Annotated in this window: 25 protein-coding genes; 24 read left to right on the plus strand and 1 reads right to left on the minus strand. The window is 27.2% G+C overall.

What is annotated here, in order from left to right; all coding sequences use genetic code 11:
- Positions 1–195: 195 nt before the first annotated feature.
- The 23 genes from OCV55_RS12745 (at position 196) to OCV55_RS12855 (ending at position 23,277) form a co-directional block, all read left to right on the plus strand.
- On the plus strand, positions 196–603 hold the full coding sequence (locus OCV55_RS12745; protein WP_227359649.1) for a hypothetical protein: 408 nt from the start codon (positions 196–198) through the stop codon (positions 601–603).
- 326 nt (positions 604–929) lie between these two features.
- A complete protein-coding gene (locus OCV55_RS12750) occupies positions 930–1,040 on the plus strand; it encodes a CD1871A family CXXC motif-containing protein (RefSeq protein WP_267309944.1) in 111 nt (36 codons plus the stop codon).
- 265 nt (positions 1,041–1,305) lie between these two features.
- Positions 1,306–1,413, plus strand: a complete 108-nt coding sequence (locus tag OCV55_RS14165; RefSeq protein ID WP_227352146.1) for a 4Fe-4S binding protein — start codon at positions 1,306–1,308, stop codon at positions 1,411–1,413.
- 19 nt (positions 1,414–1,432) lie between these two features.
- Entirely contained in the window at positions 1,433–2,710 is a 1,278-nt protein-coding gene (locus tag OCV55_RS12760; protein WP_147580810.1) for an ABC transporter permease, read from the plus strand.
- A gap of 9 nt (positions 2,711–2,719) precedes the next feature.
- A complete protein-coding gene (locus tag OCV55_RS12765; protein WP_032089901.1) occupies positions 2,720–3,376 on the plus strand; it encodes an ABC transporter ATP-binding protein in 657 nt (218 codons plus the stop codon).
- Entirely contained in the window at positions 3,376–4,752 is a 1,377-nt protein-coding gene (locus OCV55_RS12770) for an ABC transporter permease (RefSeq protein WP_147580811.1), read from the plus strand. The genes OCV55_RS12765 and OCV55_RS12770 overlap by 1 nt, the downstream gene beginning before the upstream one ends.
- A 97-nt stretch (positions 4,753–4,849) precedes the next feature.
- Positions 4,850–5,503, plus strand: coding sequence for a response regulator transcription factor (locus OCV55_RS12775; protein WP_032089903.1), 654 nt, complete (start codon positions 4,850–4,852; stop codon positions 5,501–5,503).
- A gap of 4 nt (positions 5,504–5,507) precedes the next feature.
- Positions 5,508–6,830, plus strand: a complete 1,323-nt coding sequence (locus OCV55_RS12780; RefSeq protein WP_147580812.1) for a sensor histidine kinase — start codon at positions 5,508–5,510, stop codon at positions 6,828–6,830.
- A 1,614-nt stretch (positions 6,831–8,444) separates the two neighbouring features.
- Positions 8,445–8,840, plus strand: a complete 396-nt coding sequence (locus tag OCV55_RS12785; protein WP_147580813.1) for a hypothetical protein — start codon at positions 8,445–8,447, stop codon at positions 8,838–8,840.
- Positions 8,841–8,931: 91 nt separating this feature from the next.
- Complete coding sequence (locus OCV55_RS12790; RefSeq protein ID WP_032089906.1) at positions 8,932–9,630, plus strand: DUF554 domain-containing protein; 699 nt, start codon at positions 8,932–8,934, stop codon at positions 9,628–9,630.
- A gap of 9 nt (positions 9,631–9,639) precedes the next feature.
- Positions 9,640–10,128, plus strand: coding sequence for a GNAT family N-acetyltransferase (locus OCV55_RS12795; protein ID WP_052010844.1), 489 nt, complete (start codon positions 9,640–9,642; stop codon positions 10,126–10,128).
- 85 nt (positions 10,129–10,213) lie between these two features.
- Positions 10,214–11,362: a hypothetical protein gene (locus tag OCV55_RS12800; RefSeq protein ID WP_147580814.1), complete on the plus strand. Its 1,149-nt coding sequence runs from the start codon at positions 10,214–10,216 to the stop codon at positions 11,360–11,362.
- Positions 11,363–11,408: 46 nt separating this feature from the next.
- Positions 11,409–12,146: an esterase family protein gene (locus OCV55_RS12805; protein ID WP_032089909.1), complete on the plus strand. Its 738-nt coding sequence runs from the start codon at positions 11,409–11,411 to the stop codon at positions 12,144–12,146.
- Between the two features lie 18 nt (positions 12,147–12,164).
- Positions 12,165–13,352, plus strand: coding sequence for an ATP-grasp domain-containing protein (locus OCV55_RS12810; protein ID WP_147580815.1), 1,188 nt, complete (start codon positions 12,165–12,167; stop codon positions 13,350–13,352).
- 99 nt (positions 13,353–13,451) lie between these two features.
- The gene (locus OCV55_RS12815; protein ID WP_147580816.1) at positions 13,452–14,891 is read left to right on the plus strand and encodes a hypothetical protein; all 1,440 of its coding nucleotides are present in this window, start codon (positions 13,452–13,454) and stop codon (positions 14,889–14,891) included.
- Between the two features lie 3 nt (positions 14,892–14,894).
- A complete protein-coding gene (locus OCV55_RS12820) occupies positions 14,895–15,953 on the plus strand; it encodes a class I SAM-dependent methyltransferase (protein WP_032089912.1) in 1,059 nt (352 codons plus the stop codon).
- Between the two features lie 164 nt (positions 15,954–16,117).
- Positions 16,118–16,387, plus strand: a complete 270-nt coding sequence (locus OCV55_RS12825; protein WP_032089913.1) for a phosphocarrier protein HPr — start codon at positions 16,118–16,120, stop codon at positions 16,385–16,387.
- A 70-nt stretch (positions 16,388–16,457) separates the two neighbouring features.
- Positions 16,458–16,940: a Cys-tRNA(Pro) deacylase gene (gene ybaK / locus OCV55_RS12830; protein WP_032089914.1), complete on the plus strand. Its 483-nt coding sequence runs from the start codon at positions 16,458–16,460 to the stop codon at positions 16,938–16,940.
- Positions 16,941–17,013: 73 nt separating this feature from the next.
- A complete protein-coding gene (locus OCV55_RS12835; RefSeq protein ID WP_032089915.1) occupies positions 17,014–18,699 on the plus strand; it encodes a phospho-sugar mutase in 1,686 nt (561 codons plus the stop codon).
- 50 nt (positions 18,700–18,749) lie between these two features.
- Positions 18,750–19,904 carry a hypothetical protein gene (locus OCV55_RS12840; protein WP_147580817.1) on the plus strand — a complete coding sequence of 385 codons (1,155 nt, stop codon included), beginning with the start codon at positions 18,750–18,752 and terminating at the stop codon, positions 19,902–19,904.
- 43 nt (positions 19,905–19,947) lie between these two features.
- Positions 19,948–21,312: an aminopeptidase gene (locus OCV55_RS12845; protein ID WP_032089917.1), complete on the plus strand. Its 1,365-nt coding sequence runs from the start codon at positions 19,948–19,950 to the stop codon at positions 21,310–21,312.
- A gap of 87 nt (positions 21,313–21,399) precedes the next feature.
- Positions 21,400–22,758: a sodium-dependent transporter gene (locus OCV55_RS12850; RefSeq protein WP_147580818.1), complete on the plus strand. Its 1,359-nt coding sequence runs from the start codon at positions 21,400–21,402 to the stop codon at positions 22,756–22,758.
- A gap of 9 nt (positions 22,759–22,767) precedes the next feature.
- Positions 22,768–23,277, plus strand: coding sequence for a GNAT family N-acetyltransferase (locus OCV55_RS12855; RefSeq protein WP_052010845.1), 510 nt, complete (start codon positions 22,768–22,770; stop codon positions 23,275–23,277).
- A gap of 27 nt (positions 23,278–23,304) precedes the next feature.
- On the opposite strand, the gene OCV55_RS12860 is transcribed toward OCV55_RS12855, so the two are convergent.
- Positions 23,305–24,210: a serine O-acetyltransferase gene (locus OCV55_RS12860; protein ID WP_032089919.1), complete on the minus strand. Its 906-nt coding sequence runs from the start codon at positions 24,208–24,210 to the stop codon at positions 23,305–23,307.
- Between the two features lie 163 nt (positions 24,211–24,373).
- On the opposite strand from OCV55_RS12860, the gene OCV55_RS12865 reads away from it, so the two are divergent.
- The coding region (locus tag OCV55_RS12865) for a PLP-dependent cysteine synthase family protein (protein ID WP_147580819.1) at positions 24,374–24,737 on the plus strand (364 nt) is incomplete at its 3' end.

The raw sequence follows: 24,737 nt of genomic DNA on the forward strand, positions 1-24,737 counted from the left end.
AATAAAATTAAAGAAGGACAATCAATAAGTTCTGAAAAGAAGGGTACGTCAACTAACAAAAAGGATAAAAATGTAACATTTAAGCCATCAGATTATACTTTAAAAACAAAAAAAGAATATGTTTATGAATATTTAGGTCTTAAATTTAAACTTTCAAATAAATTTAAAAAGTATATGAATGATAAAAAGATAGCGATGTTAGATGATCAAAGTCCTATAGATAAGGAATTAAAATATGCTTTTTTAACTTTTAATAAAATGACTAAAGAGCAAAAAAAAGCAGTTGTTAATAAAAAGGAAGGTGGTTATGAAAAATGGGAAAATGGGCTTAAAAGAATTGGAACTATTGGTATCTTTGAAAAAAATACATCAGAAGAAAAAATATCTAAAATGACAAAATGTGATACTCATACTAAAATAGGAGTTTCAAGTGATGGAAAATACGATTGCTATTTTAGTACAAACAGCGGATCTGAAATTAAACTTCTGAATGAATTTAAAAAAACTGAGATTCAAATTATAGAAAAAAAAGAACGTCCTAAAAACGGTTTTGTTCTATCAGAAAAAACTGATTTAGAAAATACAGAAGCATTTAAAAAATAATCAGTTAGGAATTTACGTAAACTATTACTAAAAGACATAAATGGTTAGGATTTTACAAGTAAATATTTTGAGAAGTATGGTAAACGTATTTACAATTTAGCGTAAAGTTTGTGTAAAAGAGATTCCAAATTTAGTTGAGGTTTAGAACGAAATAAAAAATAAATGTTTTAATATTGTTAGTGTTGCTATAGATAATGTTGATGATAGCGGTGAAAACAAGTGATTAATTGAAAAAAGAATTAACAAAAATAAAAAACAAGTAAATGTAAAGCGGTGAAAGGTATATGGTTAATTAGTTTTAAAAAGGCCGTAATTTCTCTTTAGTAATTGTCTTTATTAATATGACTATGACTTACTATGGATATGGTCATGGAGCGACTAGAGTTGAATTGGAGAAGGTAATAAGAATTTGCTTGGAGTGTGTTGGAATTGGATAGAATCAAAAAAGTAAGACATTTAAGCTTGATAAGAATTTGAGAAAATTGAAATATATAATATCGATTGTATTTGTAATAATACTTCCTCTATTTTTAGTTGATATTTTAGGACAAGGGTCTCCATATTTTTGTAAGCTTATTAGTCCAATTGGCATGCTTGGACTTTGGGAGCTATTTATTCAGTTATTAGCCCAATTTCAGTATTCAGGCATAGACTAGACGAAGAAAAGTGCATCAGTTGCGGTAATGTGAAAAAATTTGCCAAATGAATATAGATCCAGTTGAAAATTGTAATCATCTAGAATGTATCAGATGTGGACGATGCAAAAATGCTTGTCCTGTGGATACAATTAGTTGTGGAATAAAAAAATAGAGAGGAGCTTATTAAAAAAGTGATAAAAAACGCAATAGCATACATTACAAGAAAAAAAAATAGAACATTTATTATTTTTGTTATTTTAACAATAGTTCTTTCTTGTTTGTATTCTTGTTTAACAATAATGAAATCAAGCAATGAAATAGAAAAGACTTTATACGAAAGTTCTAATTCTTCAATATCAATAACAAAAAAAGATGGTAAATATTTTAATGTTAATCAATTTAAGAATATTGAAAAATTAAAAGAAATTGAAGAAATAATAATTCAATATGATGGATTAGCAAAACTAAAAGGTGCTAAAGTAGTTAGTGGAGAGCAAAAAATAAATAGAGAAGATTTATCTGATAAATTTAAGAATGTTGTTTCACTCGAAGCTACAAATAATACTAAAAGAAACATTTTATTTAATAGTGAAGTATTTACAATTAAAGAAGGTAAAAATATAGAGAAAAATGATAAAAACTCAATTATTGTTCATGAAGAATTCGCTAAACAAAACAATCTAAAATTAGGTGATGAAGTTGATCTTGAATTACTAGATACTGAAAAAAGTGGAAAAATAAAGAGTCATAAATTTGAAATTATAGGAATATTTTCTGGTAAAAAACAGGAAACATATACAGGTCTATCTTCTGATTTTAGTGAAAATATGGTTTTTGTGGATTATTCAACAAGCCAAGAGATATTAAATAACTTAGAAAATAATAAAATTGCAAATAAAATTTTAATGTATTCTGGTAGTTTAGAATCTACAAACTTAGTCTTAAATAAATTGAAAGAGCTTAAAATTGATGAATCAAAGTATTCCATTGAAAAAGATTCTAATGTATTTGAAGAATCTTTAGAGTCAGTAAGTGGAATAAAACATATAATAAAAGTAATGACTTATTCTATTATGTTAGGAGGAATGATTGTTCTTTCATTAATCTTAGTTCTATGGTTAAGAGAAAGAATTTATGAAATAGGTATATTTTTATCTATTGGAACATCTAAGATGCAAATTATAATGCAATTTATATTCGAGTTAATATTCATATCGATGCCAAGTATAATATCTTCCTTACTTTTAGGAAATGTGTTACTAAAAGTAATTGTAGATGGATTCATTAACTCAGAGGATTCAATAATTTCCGGTGGAAGTTTAATAAATAATAGTGGTTTTATGTTAAATATAGTAGCACTTGGACAAAGTTATTTAATATTAATAAGTATTATTGTTTTATCAGTTGTATTTGCTTCTTCATTAATATTAATCAAGAAGCCTAAAGAAATATTATCAAAAATAAGTTAGGAGAAAATAATGGATATATTAGAAATAAAGAATGTGGCATATAGTTATGTAAATTCTAAAGAAAAAGTTTTGTCAGGAGTAAATCAAAAATTTGAACTTGGGAAGTTTTATGCGATCGTAGGAAAGTCAGGAACAGGAAAAACTACACTTCTTTCCTTACTTGCTGGACTTGATAAACCTAAAACAGGAAAAATATTGTTTAAGAATGAAGATATACAAAAGAAAGGATATAACAATCATAGAAAAAATAATATATCTTTAGTATTTCAAAACTACAATTTAATAGATTATTTAACACCGATTGAAAATATTAGATTAGTAAACAAATCAGCAGATGAAAGTATCTTGTTTGAACTAGGTTTAGATAAAAAACAAATAAAAAGAAATGTTATGAAATTATCTGGTGGACAGCAACAAAGAGTAGCAATTGCTAGAGCATTGGTATCAAATGCGCCAATAATACTAGCTGATGAACCTACTGGTAATTTAGACAGTGTTACTGCTGGAGAAATAATTGATATATTAAAGACGTTGGCTAAAGACAAAAATAAATGTGTAATAGTTGTAACACATAGTAAGGAAGTAGCAGATTCTGCGGATATTATTTTAGAACTAAGTGGTAAAAATTTGAAAAAAGTAAATAAAATGAATTTGGAGGTTGAATAATGGTAAAAAATGCATTTGCTTATGTAACTAGAAAAAGCTTAAAATCATTAATTATTATGTTAGTTATTTTATCTATGTCAATTTTAAGTTTTATTAGTTTATCTATTAAAGATGCTACGGACAGAGCTTCAAAAGAAACATTGGCTAATATAACAAATAGTTTTTCTATGGAGATAAATAGACAAGTTAATCCAGGAACACCTAGAGGTGGGGGAAATGTAAAAGGTGAAGATATAAAAAAGATATCTCAAACAGATAGTGTAGAATCCTATGTAAAAAGAATAAACAGTGTTGCAGATTTAGTTGATTATGATATTATTGAAACTCAAGAGACTCTTGCGAATCAATCGCCTGAAAGAGCGAAGAATTTCAAAAGAACAGTTATGTTAACTGGGGTTAATGACTCATCAAAAGAAACAAAATTTGTATCAGAAGCATATAAATTAGTAGAAGGAAAGCATTTAGAAAATGAAGATAAAAATAAAATCTTAATGCATAAAGATTTAGCTAAAAAAAATAATCTTAAAGTTGGAGATAAGATAAAATTAAAATCTAATTTATTTGATGCTGATAATGAAAAAGGTGCAGATGAAACAGTAGAAGTAGAAATTAAAGGTCTATTCGATGGGCATAATAGTGGTGGAGTAAGTGCAGCACAGGAACTATACGAAAATACATTAATCACTGATATTGATACGGCCGCTAAAGTTTATGGTAATACAGAAGATACAGCTGTATACCAAGATGCAACATTCTTTGTAAAAGGTGATAAGAATCTTGATAGTGTCATAAAAGATCTTGGGAAATTAGATATAAATTGGAGAGAATATAATTTGATTAAAAGTTCATCAAATTACCCTGCATTACAACAATCTATATCAGGTATCTACTCAATTTCAAATAAATTATTTGTAGGTTCATTAATATTTGCAGGAATTGTAGTTTCATTATTACTATTCTTATGGATGAATGCTAGAAAGAAAGAAATAGCAGTATTACTATCATTAGGTATATCAAAATTAGAAATTTTTGGTCAATTCCTAATTGAGATGATATTTATATCAATCCCCGCATTCGTTGGTTCTTATTTCTTAGCTCAATACACAGCTAGCAAACTTGGGAATAATATATTGAATAAGGTTACTGGTGATATAGCTAAACAAATAGCTAGACAATCTGCATCTAGCCAATTAGGTGGTGGGGCAGAAGCTGAAGGATTTAATAAGACATTATCAAGTTTAGATATAAATGTAGTACCTAAGTTCATAATTTATGTAGTTATATTTATGAGTTTAATACTACTTGTTTCATTGATTGTTTCTTCATTCAATATATTAAGAAGAAACCCAAAAGAATTATTAATTGATGATAATTAAAAGTTTTGGTGCTTTCTAGCACCGAAATTTTTTTGACTTTTAAATATCAAATAATATTCTGTATAATATAAGTGTATAGGCTTAAGTGGAGGTATTTATGAAAATATTAATTGTTGAAGATGATAATATGATCAGAGAGGGAATAAGTGAATATCTTTTGGAATTTGGATATACTGTTATTCAAGCTAAAGATGGAATAGAAGCTTTGTCAAAATTTAATAACGCTATAAATTTGGTTATCTTAGATATTCAGATACCTTTTATAAATGGTTTAGAAGTGTTGAAAGAAATTAGAAAGAAAAGCAATTTACCAATTCTAATCTTGACTGCATTTAGTGATGAAGAATATAAAATTGATGCATTTACTAATTTAGCAGATGGATATATAGAAAAGCCATTTTCATTGCCAGTCTTAAAGGTTAGAATAGATTCTTTGATTAAAAAGAATTATGGACATTTAGAGACGTTTGAATATAAGGATTTATCGGTTAACTTTAATAGCTATACAGCTAAAATAAATGATGAAGAAATAGATGTAAATGCAAAAGAACTAGATGTATTAAAGTGTCTATTGGATAATAATGGACAAGTATTAACTAGAATGCAAATTATTGATTATGTATGGAAAGATAGCGAAGAAATTCCTTACGATCGAGTAATAGACGTATACATAAAAGAACTTAGAAAAAAATTACAATTAGACTGCATAACCACTATAAGAAATGTGGGATATAAATTGGAGATAAAATGAGAAAATGAAAAAATTAAAGATATTTCCCAAAATGTTCATACAAATATTTTCAGTTCTTGGAATAATAATTATATTAGTTCATTTATTAGTTTTCTTTATTTTTCCTAAAACATATTTGGAGACCAGAAAAGAAGAGGTCTATAATAAAGCAAATGAAATTTCCAGTATTATGAATGGAAAAGAAATAAAATATATAGAACAAACCTTGGAACTTTATTCTAAAAGTAGCGAAATAAAGGCATTTATAAAAGAAAGAAATAATAATAATAATGAAATAAAAATCAAAGATAATATAGATACTAATTTAGAAAGTAATAGTAATTCTTTGATAATTGAAGAAAGAGAAATAAAGCTTAATGATGGTAAAAAAACATATCTACAATTTGTCTCTACAGCTGATATGCAAAAAGATGCAAAAGATTTAAGTCTTAAATTTTTACCATACTCTTTGTTAATATCAATTTTATTTTCTTCTATTATTTCTTTAATTTATGCAAAATTAATAAAAAACAATGTACAAGAAATACAAATTGTTACTGATAAAATGATGAAACTTGATAAAAAAATACGTTTAGAAGTTAGCTCTAATGATGAAGTTGGAGAATTAAAACAACAAATTAATGATTTGTATTCTACTTTATTAAGAACAATTGACGATTTAGAATTTAAAAATAAAGAAATTTTAAAATTAGAAAAGTTAAAATATGACTTTTTTAAAGGTGCATCCCATGAACTTAAAACTCCTCTTGCTAGTCTTAAAATAATACTGGAAAACATGAAATACAATATTGGAAAATATAAAGAAAAAGATATTTATATTAATGAATGCATTGAAATCGTTGATAGTTTAACAAAAAATATTTCTCAAATATTATCAGTTCATTCTATAGAAAATTTGAATAATGATGAAGAATATTTGAAAATAAATGATACATTAGAAGATGTATTAAAAAAGTATGAAATATTAGCACATCAAAAGAAAATAACTGTCAATAATTATATATTAGATGAGAATGTTTATATAGGAAAAACAGCTTTAAAGATTATTTTATCTAATTTGATTAGTAATGCGGTAAAATATACTGATGTAAATGGGGTAATTAATATTGGGATGGTTAATGATTGGTTATATATAGAAAATTCATACGGTAACAATAAAATTTCGAATATGGATGAAATATTTGATGTTAAATTTGATTTAAATAAGGAAAATAGTAATGGATTAGGTTTATATATTGTAAGTAATATTCTGAATAATTACAATATAGAATATAAAGCATTGCAGGATGAAGAATTTTTTATCTTTAAAATTAAAATATTATCTTAAGTAAGATATAATTTTACAATAGTTATTGAAAAATAGAGACTTATTATTAATTGTGGAAATAAAAACTTTTTTCTTATTGAAAGTGAAAAGAAAATAATTGATAAATGATTATTCCACTCTAATTGATCACTTATTCCGATTAGGTTGACCAAGTATTCCGATAGACTTGATCAACTGCTATTTTTCATTAAATTTCGATGGGGTGGATCAATCATTACGATGAACCTGACCATCGAAAAGTTTTGGTTATTAGATATCAGCTAAAGCACTTATACAAAAGTTTACTAAGTTATCCTGTATTCATAAATTGAAAACATAGACTTGCTGAGTTGAATGTTACGCTAGAAAAGTCCATTCAATACGTTGAATAAGTCTACTTTACCAAAATATTGATAAAGTCAAAAGGATTTAATATATTCTTCTTGCAATAATTTCTATATTAAAAATTTGATAGGGACTGTTTATTTTAATATTCTCAAAAAATTAAATAGATAAATAAAAAATATGGGAAAAAACGCATAAAATTGTATGCTATCATACCATCAAGTTATAAATAAATGTGTTCAAAATATTAAAGCATTTATTGTAGCTTAGGTAAGCTAAACTCAATCGGTTGAGTTTGCTATCTAAAGTAGTTAATTATTAATGAATAGGTACAAGCTCGTTTTTTAATACTTCTTTAAATTTTTATTACATATAAACCTTATTCATTAAAATATTTATAGAAGGTGATACAACACAAAATAATGAAAGCTTTTAGATTTTAATAGCAATCTAAAAAGCTACCACTCTATAAAACTTAATATTATAAATCGCTTGTTAATCTTAGATAGAGGGTAGGCTTATAAGTTAATATTCTAAAAGTTAAAAATAAGATTATTGTTAAAGATGTCTAGATAAAAATTAATTTTGGTACATTGCACAATTATAGATATTATAATCCATTTAATGATCCTAACTCTTAAATTTATAGACAGGAGGCATTCTCCAATAAACATTAAGTGTTTAAATAACAATTCTTATTTAATATTGAGTAGTTGTAAAAAAAGAATTTAAGTAGAATGAATAATTTATAAAAGAAACAATAGGGTGTATCTATGAGAATATGATATTAGGTATTTTCATTTTAATAATAACTTCCCCAAAAATATTAAAACCTCATAAAAAAGATAATTTTATTGTAAATCATTTCTATACATGCTTAATCATTATATTTTATGCACACATAAATACGTACTTTTATAAATTGGTAACTTAATTCTAAGTAGTTTAAAGAATTATAACTTTTGATTAAAAATAAAATTCATTCTCCCAAATGAAAGACGTAACAATTCCGAATCAAATTTTATAATTCTTTTTTCATTTATATAATAAGGAGGCATTTATGATTCATTCAGTAAAAGATTTTGTAGATAAAAAAATGAATAATAAATTAATTTGTTTTAATAATGTTTTAGATGATTATTTATTTTTTTATGATAAAACAAAAAAAGATGATTACTAAGATATACTCAGTAATCATTTTACTGTTTATATAGATAAATTGGAAGGTAGTGTATTTACGCTATTTAATATAGATTTTTGACACTACCAAAATAAAAAGGAAAGTGTTATATGAAAAATCATGTAAAAGTGAAGATTAATGGAATATTAAATAATAGTTTATTTAAGATTACAATGATTATTCTATGTTGTTTGATATTGTCTACTTCTATTATTAGAACGGATAATTTTATAAATTGTATGTTTAATGGGTTAGTCATTTTTGCTTTATTAATAAATATCTATCATTTACCAATAGTAAATGATTATATAAAGAAGTACAAAAAGAAATGTGGATTTATAATATTATTAATAGCATGCATTGTTTTTGGCTTTTGGTATTATTTTCAAATTGGTGGATTAGTAGGTTTTACGATCATTTGTATTTCCTTTTATTTGATTATATGGGGTATATTAAATACTTATAAAATTAAAGAATTGTTTTACATGTTGTTAAATCTTATATAGATCTAACAATTTTTTTATATGTTGGTGTACATAATTTTCTATGTGCAACTCATTTATGTTTTGTTATAATAGGACAGAAGGTGGTGATTTTATGCCAGTTGGCGTTCTAACAAATGTATGTGCTGTCTTTATTGGTACATTTATCGGAGGATTTATTAAAAAAATATTACCAAAACATCTTATTGAAGAACTTCCAAAAGTATTTGGGATTTGTTCAGTTACGATTGGGATTACTTCTATTTTAAATGTAAAAACATTGCCTATGGTTATTATGGCTATTATTTTAGGTTTTGTTATTGGTGAACTATGTCATTTATATGATCATGTTCATGATATCTTTGCATTTTTATTAGATAAGCTACCTTTTCATATAGAAGGTAATCAAGAAGAATATATGCATCTTTATTTATTAGTTGTTTTGATGTTTTCAATGTCTGGAATGGGATTATTTGGAGCTCTTACAGAAGGAATGTCAGGTGATGCATCTGTTTTAATTTCTAAATCGGTTTTAGATTTTTTTACAGCTGTTTTATTTGGAGCTGCTTTAGGTTATGCACAAAGTTTAATATGTGTTCCACAATTACTTATTTTACTTGCATGTTTCTTTCTAGCAAAAGCAATCTTACCATTTGTAAATTCAACAATGATTGCTGATTTTAAGGCTTGTGGTGGTGTCATTACAATGATTACAGGGTTAACTGTTTCTAAAATATTAGATGTAAGAGCGATGAATCTTGTTCCTGCACTTATTTTAGTCATGCCTTTTGTTGGTCTTTATGCCATGATTTAGGAGAAAATCATGTTAAAACAAGTAACGATACAAGATTTAGAATTACTTTATCATATAGAAACAACCTGTTTTCCTATACAAGAGGCAGCAAGTTACCAATCATTAAAAGAAAGATTAGCAGTTTATCATGAAGGATTTGAAATTTTTTATATTGCTCATCAAGCAATCGGTTATATTGGTGGTCTAAGAAATAATGAATGTAATCTACCAGATAGTATGTACGAAAATGCTTTTTTACATCAAGAAAATGGAAAATATCAAATGATTTTTTCAGTCTGTATTTTACCTGAATATAGAGGACATGGTTATGCTAGAGAAATGGTAAAGGAATATGTAGAGAAAAGAAAAAATGATGTAGACGGATTTATTTTGACATGTAAAGATCATCTTATTCCTTTTTATGAAAGTTGCGGTTTTAAATTTGTAAAAGTTTCAGCATCTACTCATGGAAATGCTAAATGGAATGATATGGTAATTGATTGTCGTGGAGAAATATAATATTTCTCTTTTTTTGTACTATTTGTCCAATGACGAAAAGGTTATTTAGGAATAGAATAAGAATATAGAATAAAGGGGAATGAATATGGATCAAATATATAGAGAATATAGTGAAAAATATAAACATATATTGCATTATGCAGGAATCATGAAAAAAGAAAATGTTCTTTTTGAAAATCAAGAAATAATTGTTTTAAAGGATGTTAAAGATTATCAAGATTTTGATTATAGTTATTTTGAAAATTGTGAAATAGAAAAGAGCTGTATTTATCATAAAATTACATATGCTTTAGCTGTTTTAAAAAAAGTAGAAAATGGGATAATTGTTGATCAAATGAAAACTGTAGGTTGGTTAAATACGGTCTTGGATCAACATTATTCCGCATATAAAACAGACCTTTGGTATTTACATAAAGGTAATTGGGATAAGTGCTATTTAGAAGAACATTATGATTTTTTATCAGCGATAGAGGTCTATTTTTATTTATTTGGCAAAGAGGAAACATTTCGATTATTAGAAGATAAAAATCAAGAGCTGGAACATTCTTTAAAAATAATAGAAGAATTAATTAAACAATATCAAAAGGAATGTCAAGACGATCAATATGCTTTATTAAAACACTTTTTAGTATTGATTTTTAGTCAACAGTTAGAAAAAGTAGAAGTAGAACATAAGGAAATTGTTTTCCAATTATTAAAAGAAATCATCGAATTAAAATCAATTGTATTACCTTTATTATTATTGTGTGATTTTTATCAAAAGGATTTTGATGAAGAATGGGCTACTATCTCTAAAGAAGTTGATCGTAATTATTTAAAAGAACAAATAGCCTATATACCTTTTACTGAAAGTGAAGATTATTTAGATTTAAATATTACAGATGTTTTAGTTTATAAAGATAAAATAGAAAAAATACCAGCGGGGTTAATGAAATATTTCAATAATTTGAAAGAAGTATATGATGATTTAAAAGAAAAACAATCATTTAATCAATCTCTTTTAGAAGTAGAAAGAATAATTTTATTAATGGAAAAAGACTACCAACTTTATCCTTTTGAATCATTTGTTAGTGAATTAAAGATTCATTATTCAAAAGAATATTATATTTTAATGAAATTATTAGAAATAGTTATGAAGGATTGTCAAGAAGCAAAATTAGGAAGAGAAACAGTTAAATTAACTTTATCATTGATGATGAATCAAAAACTAAGATTAAAAATATTTGGTTTTTAAATAGGAAATACTTTGTGCTACAATAAAAGTAGTAGGAGGTATTTTTATGGAAAAAAGATACTATAGTGAATACAGTCAATGTTTAGATAGAAATATGGATTTTATCGTTTATGGACATAGTGGTGTGCCACTTCTTGTCTTTCCAGCACAAGATGGTCATCCTCAAGATTATGAAAATTTTGGAATGGTCGATGTGATCAAAGATAAAATAGAAAATGGTTATGTACAATTGTTTTGTGTCGGAAGCATTGATGAAGAAAGTTATTCTGATGAAATGGGAGACAAAGCACGTCGTAGTTATTTATTAGAACAATTTTATTACTATATTTGTGATGAAATAGTGCCTAGAATAAAAGAAATTAATGGTACAGGAAAGATGATTTATACGACAGGATGTTCTTTAGGAGCAACACATGCAGCAAATATGATGCTTCGAAGACCTGATTTATTTATGGGATGTATTGCTTTAAGTGGATATTATGATACTGATCTTTTCTTTGGACAATATGTTGATGAAAATATTTATAATAATAGTCCTTTAAAGTACTTAAATGGGATGTCAAGAAATCATCCTTATGTTGATTTATACAATCAAAGACATATTATTCTTTGTTGTGGACAAGGTGCATGGGAAGATGAAATGGTTAAATCAACAGGATTAATGAAAGAAACATTTGATCGTTTAGGTGTCAATGCATGGTGTGACTTTTGGGGAAGCGATGTCAACCATGATTGGCCTTGGTGGCGTAAACAATTACCCTATTTTTTAGGACATATTTTATAAAGGGGGGGAAATCGAAATATGAATTTAGTCTTTATCTCACCAAATTTTCCAACATATTATTGGAATTTTTGTAAATCACTTAGAGAAAGAGGTGTTACAGTTTTAGGGATTGGAGATGCACCTTATGATGATTTAGTAAATGAAACAAAGGAAAGCTTAGTAGAATATTATCGTGTCAATAATCTTCAAAATTATGATGAAGTTTATCGTGCAATGGGATTTTTTATTGGGAAATATGGACGCATTGATTATATTGAATCACAAAATGAATTTTGGCTTGAATTAGAAGCTCAGTTAAGAGAAGATTTTAATATTCATCATGGGTTAAGACCAAAAGAATTAGAAGTGATGAAATTTAAATCAAAAATGAAAGATGTTTATAAGAAAGCAAATGTTCCAACAGCAAAATATAAAGTATTTAAAGATGATCAAGAACTTTTAGATTTTTGTAAAGAAGTTGGTTTTCCAATTGTTGTAAAACCAGATAATGGTGTGGGTGCTTCTTCTACATATAAATTAAAAAATAATAAACAAGTTAAGGAATTTTTAAAGAATTGGGATCGAAATATTAGCTTTATTGCAGAAGAATATATTGATGGTCTTGTAGAAACTTTTGATGGTATTACTGATAGTCAAGGAAATATTTTGATTTGTACAAGTCATGTGATGATGGAATCTATTATGGATACGGTCAATGAAGGTGGAGATACTGCTTTTTATGGACAAATTGTTGAAGGTAGTGATATTAAAGAAGTAGGAAGTCGTGTTGTTAAGGCTTTTGACGCTAAACAAAAATTCTTCCATTTTGAATTCTTTAGATTAGGTAAAGATAAAGGGGGTTTAGGAAAAAAAGGAGATCTTGTTGGTTTAGAAGTCAATATGAGAGCACCTGGAGCCTATATTCCAGATATGATGAATTATTCATATAACGCAAATGTCTATGATATTTTTGCGGACATGTTGATTTATGATCGTTGTTTTATTGAACCTAAACAACAATATTGTATTGGATATGCTGGAAGAAGAGACGTTTTAAAATATAAACATCATAGTCAACAAATACGTATGAAATTTAAAGATCAACTTATTTCTCATGAAATTGTACCTGATGCATTAGCAGCGGCAATGGGAAATCAAGTTTATTTATTAAGAGCAAAAAATGAAAAAGAAATTCAAGAAATGATTAAATATGTATTAGAAAAATAGGATTCGTTTTGAATCCTTTTTTATAGTTCATGAACAATTAATAAATATTTCATAAACTCATTATTATGTTATAATAAACATACCAAGGAGGTCATCGTTATGAAAAAAAAGTTTCTAGCATGCATGCTTATCATGATGCTTACAATAACAGGTTGTTCAAGTAAATCAATAACACAAACATTATTTGTTGAAAAAAATAATAAATATGCTTTATGTACATCAGAAGGAGATTTAAAAACAAAGTTTATTTATTCTTCTTATAAAAAGGTAGAAAATGAAGGATACGTAGTCGTTCATGATAAAAAATATGAATATATTTCAACAACTGGTAAAAAATTAATTAAATATAAAAAAGGAACAACATTATCCGTTGTTGAAAATATGATTGTTGCTAAAGATGCTAAAGGCAAGTATACAATTTATGATCAACAAGGGAAGGAATTATATAAAGATAGTAAAAAGGTAAAAATTTATATGTATGATTTACCTGTTATCTATAAGAATAAAAAATATTCTGTTTTAAATAGTGAAGGTGAAGTTGTAACTACTTCTAAAAAAGCAATCAATTATGCTGGAATTTATCATGATTCATTTATTACAGTAGCATATAAAGATAAAACTGTACTTTTTGATACTTCTTCAAATAGTCAAAATGATGAAGAAGGCTTAACTATTAAATTAAAAGGACAATATAAGGTTGTTGCTAATGATTATAAAAAAGGTTTTGTTTTATATGATCAACAACAAATAAACTTAGCTTATGTTAATTTAAAAGGAAAAGTTAAATTTGAAAAAAATGTAGAAGTAGATTCTGTAAAATTCAAAGATTCATCACTTATTTTAAAAAATGAGGATGGTATAAGATTGTTATCTTTAGATGGTAAAAAGGATGTTGTAGCAACAAGTTATTATAAAGATGTAAATAATTATTTATCTAAAAATGCAAGTTATATTTATGGTCCACATAAATTTACTAAAGATGGTAAAGAAAAAGATGTTAAAGGTATTCAGTTAAATCCTAATGTTGCTTCGGTACACGGTCATATTTTCCCAGTATATGTTCAAAATAAAGGATATCAATATTATGGTTTTAATGGTAAAGAAGCAATTAAAACAATTTATAAAGATGCTCAAGATTTTGATCAATATGGAGTGGCGGTTGTTTCTAAAGATGGTGAAAAGTATTATTTAATGAATTCTAAAGGAGCAAAACAATCTAAAAATTATGTAAAGATTGAATCTATTGGAGAAGGATATTATGCAGCCTATGAAACAAATAGTAAGTATGAAATTATTAATACTAAAGGAAAAATAGATATTCATGATTATTTCATGGGTGAAAGTCAAGTTTTTGAATTTGATGGTAAAGTTTATGCTTTATTAAATAAAAGTGGAACAACATATTTATATGATATGGAAAAAGGTGAATCTGTATTTTCTCTTGAAGGAGAATATCAATTATATAATGGTAAATATTTAAGGAAGAAAAATCATAAAGCATATTATGATTTGGAAGGAAATTTAATTTATAAGGGGTAATCTATGGAATATTATATTGTATTATTAGTTTTCTATGCAATTACACTTATCTTTTTAAGATTAGTGTTTGCTGAAATTGAAGGTAGACAAGCAAGAAAGATGTCAAATGTACGTTATTTTTTAAGATACCATTCAAAGTTTGTTTATCGTAATCAGTTTTCAATTATTTTTGTAGCATTTCTTTGTTATATGATTGTTTCTGTGGAAAAAGCATTTTCTACAATGTGGTTTTTACAATTGTTAGGTTTTATTGCGGTAGGAGTTATTAGTGATGCTCTTTCACAAATTGTTTATTATTATTATATTAATTTTCGTTTTAAAAAGGATATTGTTGAAAGTGAAGAATTAAAAAATGAAATAGAACAAGCTGTTTTAAATCAAGGCGAAGAGCTCATGCAACAAACAATTCCTAGTTATGAACCACATAGAATAATTGAAGATTATTTAAATGAAGAAAATCATTTAGCTGTTATATCAGTAGATGGTGGAAATTTTACTTCACAATTTGAAAAATTACCACCAATTACGTATTCTGTAGAATTAAATCCAACAAAAGCAAGAGAAACCTTAGAAGAAAAAGGTGTCAAAGTAACAACTTTTACTTCACAAGGGAAAATGCCTTTTAAAGATGAAAAATTAGATGTTGTTGTTAATGAGTTATCTAATTATGATAAATTTGAAATGTATCGTATTTTAAAACCAGGTGGTTATTTAGTTGTTGATCAATTAGGAAGTGACAATTATAAAGAAATTATTAATATGTTTATTCCGTTTAAATTAAAAGGACAATGGAATAAAGAGGCTTGTCAGTCAACTCTTACAGAGATAGGATTTGATATTGTTGATAGTTATGAAGATGTAGGACATATTCGTTTTCATTCTTTATCAGCAGTTCTTGCTTTTATGAAGAGTATTTCTCCTGAAAGAGTGGAAAAATATGAGCAATTTATGAACTTCTATGCCGATGTATTAAAGAAAATCAAAAAGAATCAATTTTATGAAATTACTACTCATAAATTTATGGTAATAGCAAGAAAAAATGATATGAAACAGGAAAATTAAAAAAATTTCCTGTTTTTTTAATTTATAAATTAAAAAAATGTAGTATATATCGACTAAATTTGATTTAAATATGTAAACGCTTTATTTTTTTAGAAAATCTCTAGAAATTCTAAAAATATGATGCTATAATTGTATCATAGAAATTTTTAAGGAGGAGTCATATAATGGCAAAAGAATTATCTTTCGTAGTATCTGATCCAGTTGGATTACATGCTAGACCAGCTACTATCTTAGTAAACCAAGCTAGCAAATTCACTAGCAATATTAAATTAGTTTATAATGATAAAGAAGTAAACTTAAAATCTATCATGGGAGTTATGTCTTTAGGTGTTCCTACTAAAGCTACAGTTACTATCGTAGCTGAAGGTGATGACGAAGAAGATGTAGTTGCTTCAATTGCTAAAGTAATCAAAGAACAAAAAGTTGCTGAATAATAGCATTAATGAAAAGGGAATCAACATGATTCCCTTTTTTTATGCTATAATGAATTCAGAGGTGTAAATCATGGCTAAGAAGTTTAAAACAAATGCGCTTAGAATGTTGGATAAAGCAAAGATTGCTTATTTGATAAAGGAATATGAATATGATGAAGATCATTTAGATGGAAGACATGTAGCAAGTCAGGTAGATATGGTGCCAGAAGCTATTTTTAAAACACTTGTTTTACATGATAACCATAATGAGTATCTTGTATGTTGTGTTCCTGTTTTAGAAGAAATTGATTTAAAAAAGCTTGCTAAATTAGCAGGTAGAAAAAATGTAGAAATGATCCATCAAAAGGACTTATTACCTGTAACAGGTTATATGCGAGGAGGATGTTCCCCAGTAGGAATGAAAAAACAGTTTCCAACGTATATGGATGAAAGTATTTTAAAAGTTGATGAAGTTGCTTTTTCAGCAGGAAAGCGTGGTTTTCAAATGATTGTCAAGGTTCAAGATATTTTGACATACTTAAATGTCGAAACGGGAGATATTATACGAAAATAATTTGAAAACGGTTACATTTTTCTATAGTTTTTGACAAAGAGCTTTGATATACTTATATTAAGAGGTGGTAAAAATGAATTATAACGAAAAGTATCAAAAATGGGTTAGTAAAGAAGATTTAGATCCTGCTTTAAAAGCAGAATTATTATCAATGGATGAAACTGCAAAGGAAGATGCATTTTATACAGATGTTGAATTCGGAACAGCAGGGATGAGAGGTATCTTAGGTGCAGGTACAAATAGATTAAATATCTATGTTATTCAAAAAGCAAATGTTGGTTTTGCTAAATACATTGCATCTTTACCAGAAGGTAAAGAAAGAGGTGTAGCTATTGGATATGATAATAGACATATGTCTTATAAATTTGCGATTGAATCAGCAAAAGTATTAGCAACATATGGTATTAAATCATATATCTTTGAATCATTACGTCCAACACCAGAATTATCATTTGCAGTGCGTTATTTAAAATGTGCTGGTGGTATCATGATTACAGCAAGTCATAATCCAAAAGAACATAATGGATATAAAGTATATGATGATACAGGATGCCAATTATTACCAGAAGCAGCTGATCAAGTTGTACAATATGTAAATGAAGTAGAAGATGAATTAAATATTAAAGTGTTCTCTGATGAAGAAGCTTATCCATATATGACATGGATTGGTGAAGAAGTAGATGAAGCTTATTATAAAGAAGTTATGGCAATTGAAGTTAATCCAGGAATGGATAAAAGTGATTTTAAAATTGTTTTCTCTCCACAACATGGAACATCAAATATTGCAGTTAGAACATGTCTAACAAGACTTGGATATGATCTTGTGCCAGTATTAGCTCAATGTGCACCAGATCCAGATTTTTCTAATACAAAATCTCCAAACCCAGAAGTTCCAGCATCTTATGAATTAGCTATCAAAAAAGCTAAAGAAGTAGATGCAGATGTTGTAGTTATTACAGATCCAGATGGTGACCGTTTAGGAGTTGTTGCTAAACATAATGGTGAATATGTTTTAATGTCAGGTAACCAATCAGCAGCTGTTTATTTGGAATATATTTTAAGCCAAATGAAAGAAAAAGGAACATTGCCTGATAATGCAGTTATGTATAATACAATCGTAACTTCTGATTTAGGTGAATTAGTAGCCAGAAGTTATGGTGTTGATGTAGAAAAAACATTAACTGGATTTAAATTTATTGGTGATAAGATTCGTAAATATGAACAAACTCATGAAAAAACATTTGTATTTGGTTATGAGGAATCTTATGGATGTGTTATTAAAGATTTCGTTAGAGATAAAGATGCAGTGCAAGCTGTTTTAACTGCTGCAGAAGCAGGTAACTTCTATAAAAAACAAGGTAAAGATTTAGTTGATGTTTTAAATGAATTATATGCTAAACATGGTACATTTAAAGAAACTCAAATTGCTTTATCTAAAGCAGGAGCTGCAGGAGCTGCACGTATTAAAGAAATCATGGATAATTTAAGAAAAGATGCACCTCAAGAAATTGGTGGTGTTAAAGTTGTAAAAGTTGAAGACTATGGAAATAGTACTTGTTCTGATGGAACAACTATTCAATTACCAAAATCTAACGTATTAAAATATTACTTAGAAGATGGCTCATGGATTGCAGCAAGACCATCAGGTACAGAACCTAAATGTAAATTCTATTTCTCAATCAAAGGCAGCGATGCTGATGATGCCGCTAGTAAAACAGAAGTATTCCATAAAGCAATGATGGAAATTATTGGTGAATAGAAAATGAAAGAAAAGCAATTCATAAAAAATGAATTGCTTTTTTTATAAAAATGCTAATTAAGCTTATAATTAATTTAGTAGAAGCACTTATTGTTTCTTATTCTTTAAGTCGATTATGTCATGTTAAAAACCAAAAACTCTATTTTGTTTTGAATACATTAATGACCTTTTCTATAGAAATAATAAGTGACTATTTTGATGCGAATTATGCACCATTAGCCATTGCTTATATTATATGTTGGAATATTTTATTATTATTTTTTACTCGAAAAGAATATATATATAATTTATTTATGTGTATATTTAATGAACTCTTAATTACCTTGAGTGCATTGTTACCCTTGATGTTTATAAGTCATTATTATCTATTATTAGCAGCCGTAGAAGCTAAAATCTATCATTTATTATTATCTGTTCTTTTTATAAGATATCAAAAGAGATATCGTTATTTTATTAATAAATATTGGGTTTTAGTGATGATGAATTTGACAGCTTGTTTATTGATTTTAAATTTACAGGGTAGAATAATCATGGAAGGCAGTTATACATTTAAAACAATTATGACTATTTTCTTGTGTATATTTGTTGTTTTTTTATCATTAACATTTTTTGCTTTTTTAGAAGAATCTAATAATGAAAAAGAAAAAGTTACAAAACAGTTAGAAGAACGTAAATATCAAAATATTACATATGATATGATGAAAAGGACAAAAGAAGAACTCTATCGTTTAGAACATTCATTAACTTATTATATGTTATCTATAAAAAAATATTTAGAGACACAAAATCAAGATGAAGTATATAAAATCATTGATTCGTATATTGAACGCGTATCTAATGTGAATATTGTCATTTATACAGGAAATGATTTATTTGATTTATCACTTACAACGCATTTGAGTCAAATGTCATCTAAAGTCAATATGTGTATTATGATTAGTAAAGATGAATTTTATAATCATATTCAATTTATTGAGTTTGTTTTATCATTGTTAGATTTGATTGAATCAAAAGATGTAAGTTTATTAATAAAAGAAGATGGTTTTGTTAAACTTATACAAATAAGTGCAGAATATGATTTTGTTGATGAAAATCAAGTAAAAGAGATTGTGAACCGTGATTATGAATTTGATTGTCATTATCAAATGATAACGGATCAAAATCTACATCTATTAAAAATAAAAATAATTGAACATTTTGAATAAATAAGTGTTATAATTTTTGAGTATTAAAGAGAGGATGGAGATTATGTACGCTAAAAATACTTGGGAAAAGTATAAAGATCAATTAAATGAAGTATTTGATTATAATGAAGATTATAAACATTATATTTCAAAAAATAAAACTGAACGTGCCTGTGTTAAAGATTCTATTAAATTAGCTGAAGAAAAAGGTTTTAAACCATTAGAATCATTTGATACCTTAAAATCAGGGGACAAGGTTTATGTAACAAATAGAGGAAAAAATATTGCTTTATTTATTATTGGGAAAAAACCTCTTACTGAAGGTATGAGAATTTTAGGGGCTCATATTGATTCACCAAGAATGGATTTAAAACAAAATCCTTTATATGAATCAGAAGGTTTTACTTTAGCTGATACACATTATTATGGTGGAATAAAAAAATACCAATGGGTAACAATTCCTTTATCTTTATATGGTGTTGTTTGTAAAAAAGATGGAACAGTTGTTGATGTTGTCATTGGTGAAGATGAAAATGATCCAGTTGTAGGAATCAGTGATTTATTAATTCATTTATCTGCAGATCAATTAGATAAAAAAGCAGCTAAAGTAATTGAAGGAGAAAACTTAGATGTTACTTTAGGAAATATGCCATTATTTGGTGAAGAAAAAGATGCTGTTAAAGCGAATGTTTTAAAATTATTAAAAGAAAAATATGATATTGAAGAAGAAGATTTCGTGTCTGCTGAAATTGAAGTTGTACCAAGTGGTAAAGCAAGAGACTATGGTTTGGATCGTTCAATGGTTGCTGGATATGGTCATGATGATCGTGTTTGTGCTTATACTTCACTTACAGCTATTTTAGATAGTGATGTCAGTGAATATACAAGTTGTGCTATTTTAGTAGATAAAGAAGAAATTGGTTCAGTAGGAGCTACTGGAGCGCATTCATTATTCTTTGAAAATACAGTTGCAGAATTATTATTAAAAATGGGAATTGATAGTTTTGTACAAACAAGACTTACAATGTCTCGTTCAAAAATGTTATCAAGTGATGTTTCAGCTGGTGTTGATCCATTATTTGTAAATGTTAATGATAAGAAAAATGCAGCATATCTTGGAAATGGTATTGTTTTTAATAAATATACTGGTTCAAGAGGTAAAAGTGGAAGTAACGATGCTTCTGCAGAATATGTAGCACAAGTGCGTGCAGTGATGGATAATGCTAATATTCACTATCAAACTGCTGAACTTGGACGTGTTGACCAAGGTGGAGGCGGAACAATCGCTTATATCTTAGGTAATTATAATATGGATGTTATTGATGCTGGAATTGCTGTTTTAAATATGCATGCACCAATGGAAATTGTAAGTAAAGTAGATGTTTATGAAACATATCAAGCTTATAAAGCTTTCTTAAAAGATGCTTAAAAAATACTTCATTTTGAAGTATTTTTTATTATCTATTTTTTCATCAATATGATATGATGATTGTGTTGTTAGAAAAGGTAGGTTTTTATGAAAGAAAGAGAACAATTTAAATCAAGAATTGGATTTATCCTGCTTTCTGCAGGATGTGCAATAGGAATAGGAAATGTTTGGAGATTTCCTTATGTAGTAGGAGAAAATGGTGGGGGAATCTTTGTATTGTTCTATTTGTTTTTCCTTCTTTTAATTGGTGTTCCAATATTGAGTATGGAATTTTCAGTTGGTAGAGCAAGTAAAAAGAGTGTTGTTAAATCTTTCCAAGCTTTAGAAAAAACAAATCAAAAATGGCATTTACATGGTTATATGTCATTGGTTGGAAATATTTGTTTAATGATTTTTTATACGACAGTTTCAGGATGGATGTTAAAATATTTTTATAATTTTTTAACAGGACAATTTAATGGTTTAACCACTGCTGATGTACAAAATGTTTTTTCACAAGTACTAGCAAGTCCTTCTACAAATGTTTTTTGGATGATTATTGTTGTAGCGATAGGAATGTTTGTTTGTTCTAAAGGATTACAAAATGGTGTTGAACGTATTACCAAGGTGATGATGACGGGATTATTAGGTTTGATTGTGCTATTAGCTATTCATGGTTTATTATTGGATGGTGGAATGGCAGGGGTCAAGTTTTATTTATATCCTGATTTTCAAAAAATTTCTGAAATTGGTTTGATGAAGGTGATTGTTTCAGCAATGAATCAAGCTTTCTTTACTTTAAGCATTGGAATTGGGTCTATGGCTATTTTTGGAAGTTATTTAAATAAAGATCAAACTTTATTAAAAGAGGCAACGAATGTTGCCATGTTAGATACATTTGTTGCTGTTGTGGCAGGATTAATTATTTTTCCAGCATGTTTTTCTTTTGGGATTAATCCAGATAGTGGACCAAGCTTAATTTTTATTACATTACCTAATGTTTTTGTTTCTATGACTGGTGGTCAAATTTGGGGTGCATTATTTTTCTTATTTATGTCTTTTGCATCACTTTCTACAGTTATTGCTGTTTTTGAAAATATTATTGCTTGTACAATGGAGTTATTAAATATTGAAAGAAAAAATGCTGTAATCATTAATTTTGTTTTAATTACCTTACTTTCATTACCTTGTGCTTTAGGATTCAATGTTTTAAGCAATATTCAACCATTAGGTGCAGGTTCTACAATTTTAGATTTAGAAGATTTTATTGTTAGTCAGTTATTGTTGCCATTAGGCTCACTTGTTTATTTATTATTCTGTACTTCAAAATATGGTTGGGGATTTGAAAATTATCAAAAAGAAGCAAATATTGGTCAAGGAATGAAAGTTCCAAATTGGATGAAATTTTATGTTACAATTATTTTGCCAATTGTTGTTATTTTTGTATTTGTAAATGGAATTATATAGGAGTTTAAAATGAAAGTAAGACGTGCAATCATTAAAGATTTAAAAAGAGTTCAAGATTTATACGGGATTGTCAGTGATGAAATGGCAGGTACTATTTATGATATTATGTGGAGAAGGGATATTTATCCTTCAAAAAAAGAAATCGTCAAAGATATTCGTCATCATGAATTGTATGTTTTAGAAAAGGATAATAAAATTATTGGGGCAATGGTATTAAATCATGAATATGATGAATGCTATAACAAGCTATCATGGCAAATATTTGCGGATGATGATGAAGTCTTAATTTTGCATCGTTTATGTATACATCCTCAATATCGAGGATGTGGAAAATTTCTTATTAAACAAGCTATTGAAATAGCAAAATTCTTAAATCAAAAAGCGATTCGTTTAGATGTATTATGTACAAATAAGCCAGCAATTTATCTTTATGAAAAATGTGGTTTTTTATTACAAGGATATCAAACAATGGATTATGGGGAACCTGTTGTTGCAGGACTTTATGAAAGACTTATATAAAAAGGTTGTCAATTGACAACCTTTTTTTTATTCGAATTCATTTTGATTAAAATCTTCAGATGTTTTTGAATACTTGAATCTCATAACTGCTTTATTATTGACAATTGTACCACTTGGTACAGATTTAATAATAAAAGTATTACCACCAATAACAGAGCCTTCACCAACAACAGTATCTCCTCCTAATACACTAGCATTAGAATAAATTGTAACATTATCTTCTATAGTAGGATGTCTTTTAACATTCTTTAAGCTTTGTCCTCCATGAGTAGAAAGAGCACCTAATGTTACTCCTTGATAAATTTGAACATGTTCACCAATCACGGTAGTTTCACCGATAACAATACCTGTTCCATGATCAATCATTAAATACTTACCGAGTGTTGCTCCTGGATGAATATCAATTCCTGTTAAACTATGCGCATGTTCTGTCATAATACGAGGAATTAGTGGAATATTCAATTTATATAATTCATGAGCAATACGATTGACCATAATTGCATAATATCCTGGATAAGAAAGTACGATTTCTGAAATAGAAATAGCGGCTGGATCGCCATCAAATGTTGCTTGTGCATCTGTAGCAAGGTATTCTCTTATTTGGGGAATTGTCTTCAAAAAAGCTAATGTTTTATCTCTTGCTTCCTCTTCTTTACAAGCATCTTTACAGTTTTCACAATAGTCAAAGGCAAGTAAGATTTGATTTTTTAAATCATTATAAATAATTTGAATTTGATCACCTAAATAATATTTAACATAATCACTTTTAAGACCTTTTCTTCCAAAGAAGCCTGGAAAAATAATATCTTGTAAACGTTCAAGAATATCAATGATAATTGTTTTATCAGGCTGTCTAATTGTATCGACCTTAGAAATATCATTGTGTTTTTGATAACTTTCAACAATATCATCAATAACAGTATCTAACTTCATAGTTAACCTCCATTTTTATTATAAATATAGTATCAAAAAATAGGATTATGTTCAAATTATTGAATAATAAAATATAAAAATGTATACAATCTTTATTGACAAAGAAGAAATGATAGTATATAGTTAAATCATACTAAATCCATAGGAATAAGGAGAAGTAAATATGAGCAAAGTAAAAAACAGTTTTTTAGACCTAGTAGGGAATACGCCACTAGTAAGAGTAAACAACTTAATCAAGAAAGATGAATTGAAAGCAGATGTACTCGCAAAACTAGAATACTTCAATCCCGCAGGATCAGTCAAAGACAGAATTGCAAAAGAAATGATCCTAGATGCACTAGAAAAAGGATTGATCAATGAAAATACAACATTGATTGAACCAACAAGTGGAAATACAGGAATTGGACTATCAGCGGTAGCGACAGCATTGAATCTAAAGATCATTATTACAATGCCAGAAACAATGTCGGTAGAAAGAAGAAATCTTATGAAGGCATATGGAGCAGAATTAGTCTTAACACCAGGAA

Origin of the sequence: [Clostridium] ammoniilyticum (genome assembly GCF_025566905.1) — a bacterium.
In the GTDB taxonomy this organism is placed as follows: Bacteria; Bacillota_I; Bacilli_A; order Erysipelotrichales; family Coprobacillaceae; genus Faecalibacillus; species Faecalibacillus intestinalis.

Coding starts and splice junctions, on each gene's coding strand:
- OCV55_RS12745 (WP_227359649.1), top strand. CDS start 196: ATGTTAGATGATCAAAGTCCTATAGATAAGGAATTAAAATATGCTTTT.
- OCV55_RS14165 (WP_227352146.1), top strand. CDS start 1,306: ATGAATATAGATCCAGTTGAAAATTGTAATCATCTAGAATGTATCAGA.
- OCV55_RS12765 (WP_032089901.1), top strand. CDS start 2,720: ATGGATATATTAGAAATAAAGAATGTGGCATATAGTTATGTAAATTCT.
- OCV55_RS12770 (WP_147580811.1), top strand. CDS start 3,376: ATGGTAAAAAATGCATTTGCTTATGTAACTAGAAAAAGCTTAAAATCA.
- OCV55_RS12775 (WP_032089903.1), top strand. CDS start 4,850: ATGAAAATATTAATTGTTGAAGATGATAATATGATCAGAGAGGGAATA.
- OCV55_RS12780 (WP_147580812.1), top strand. CDS start 5,508: ATGAAAAAATTAAAGATATTTCCCAAAATGTTCATACAAATATTTTCA.
- OCV55_RS12785 (WP_147580813.1), top strand. CDS start 8,445: ATGAAAAATCATGTAAAAGTGAAGATTAATGGAATATTAAATAATAGT.
- OCV55_RS12790 (WP_032089906.1), top strand. CDS start 8,932: ATGCCAGTTGGCGTTCTAACAAATGTATGTGCTGTCTTTATTGGTACA.
- OCV55_RS12795 (WP_052010844.1), top strand. CDS start 9,640: ATGTTAAAACAAGTAACGATACAAGATTTAGAATTACTTTATCATATA.
- OCV55_RS12800 (WP_147580814.1), top strand. CDS start 10,214: ATGGATCAAATATATAGAGAATATAGTGAAAAATATAAACATATATTG.
- OCV55_RS12805 (WP_032089909.1), top strand. CDS start 11,409: ATGGAAAAAAGATACTATAGTGAATACAGTCAATGTTTAGATAGAAAT.
- OCV55_RS12810 (WP_147580815.1), top strand. CDS start 12,165: ATGAATTTAGTCTTTATCTCACCAAATTTTCCAACATATTATTGGAAT.
- OCV55_RS12815 (WP_147580816.1), top strand. CDS start 13,452: ATGAAAAAAAAGTTTCTAGCATGCATGCTTATCATGATGCTTACAATA.
- OCV55_RS12820 (WP_032089912.1), top strand. CDS start 14,895: ATGGAATATTATATTGTATTATTAGTTTTCTATGCAATTACACTTATC.
- OCV55_RS12825 (WP_032089913.1), top strand. CDS start 16,118: ATGGCAAAAGAATTATCTTTCGTAGTATCTGATCCAGTTGGATTACAT.
- ybaK (WP_032089914.1), top strand. CDS start 16,458: ATGGCTAAGAAGTTTAAAACAAATGCGCTTAGAATGTTGGATAAAGCA.
- OCV55_RS12835 (WP_032089915.1), top strand. CDS start 17,014: ATGAATTATAACGAAAAGTATCAAAAATGGGTTAGTAAAGAAGATTTA.
- OCV55_RS12840 (WP_147580817.1), top strand. CDS start 18,750: ATGCTAATTAAGCTTATAATTAATTTAGTAGAAGCACTTATTGTTTCT.
- OCV55_RS12845 (WP_032089917.1), top strand. CDS start 19,948: ATGTACGCTAAAAATACTTGGGAAAAGTATAAAGATCAATTAAATGAA.
- OCV55_RS12850 (WP_147580818.1), top strand. CDS start 21,400: ATGAAAGAAAGAGAACAATTTAAATCAAGAATTGGATTTATCCTGCTT.
- OCV55_RS12855 (WP_052010845.1), top strand. CDS start 22,768: ATGAAAGTAAGACGTGCAATCATTAAAGATTTAAAAAGAGTTCAAGAT.
- OCV55_RS12860 (WP_032089919.1), bottom strand. CDS start 24,210: ATGAAGTTAGATACTGTTATTGATGATATTGTTGAAAGTTATCAAAAA.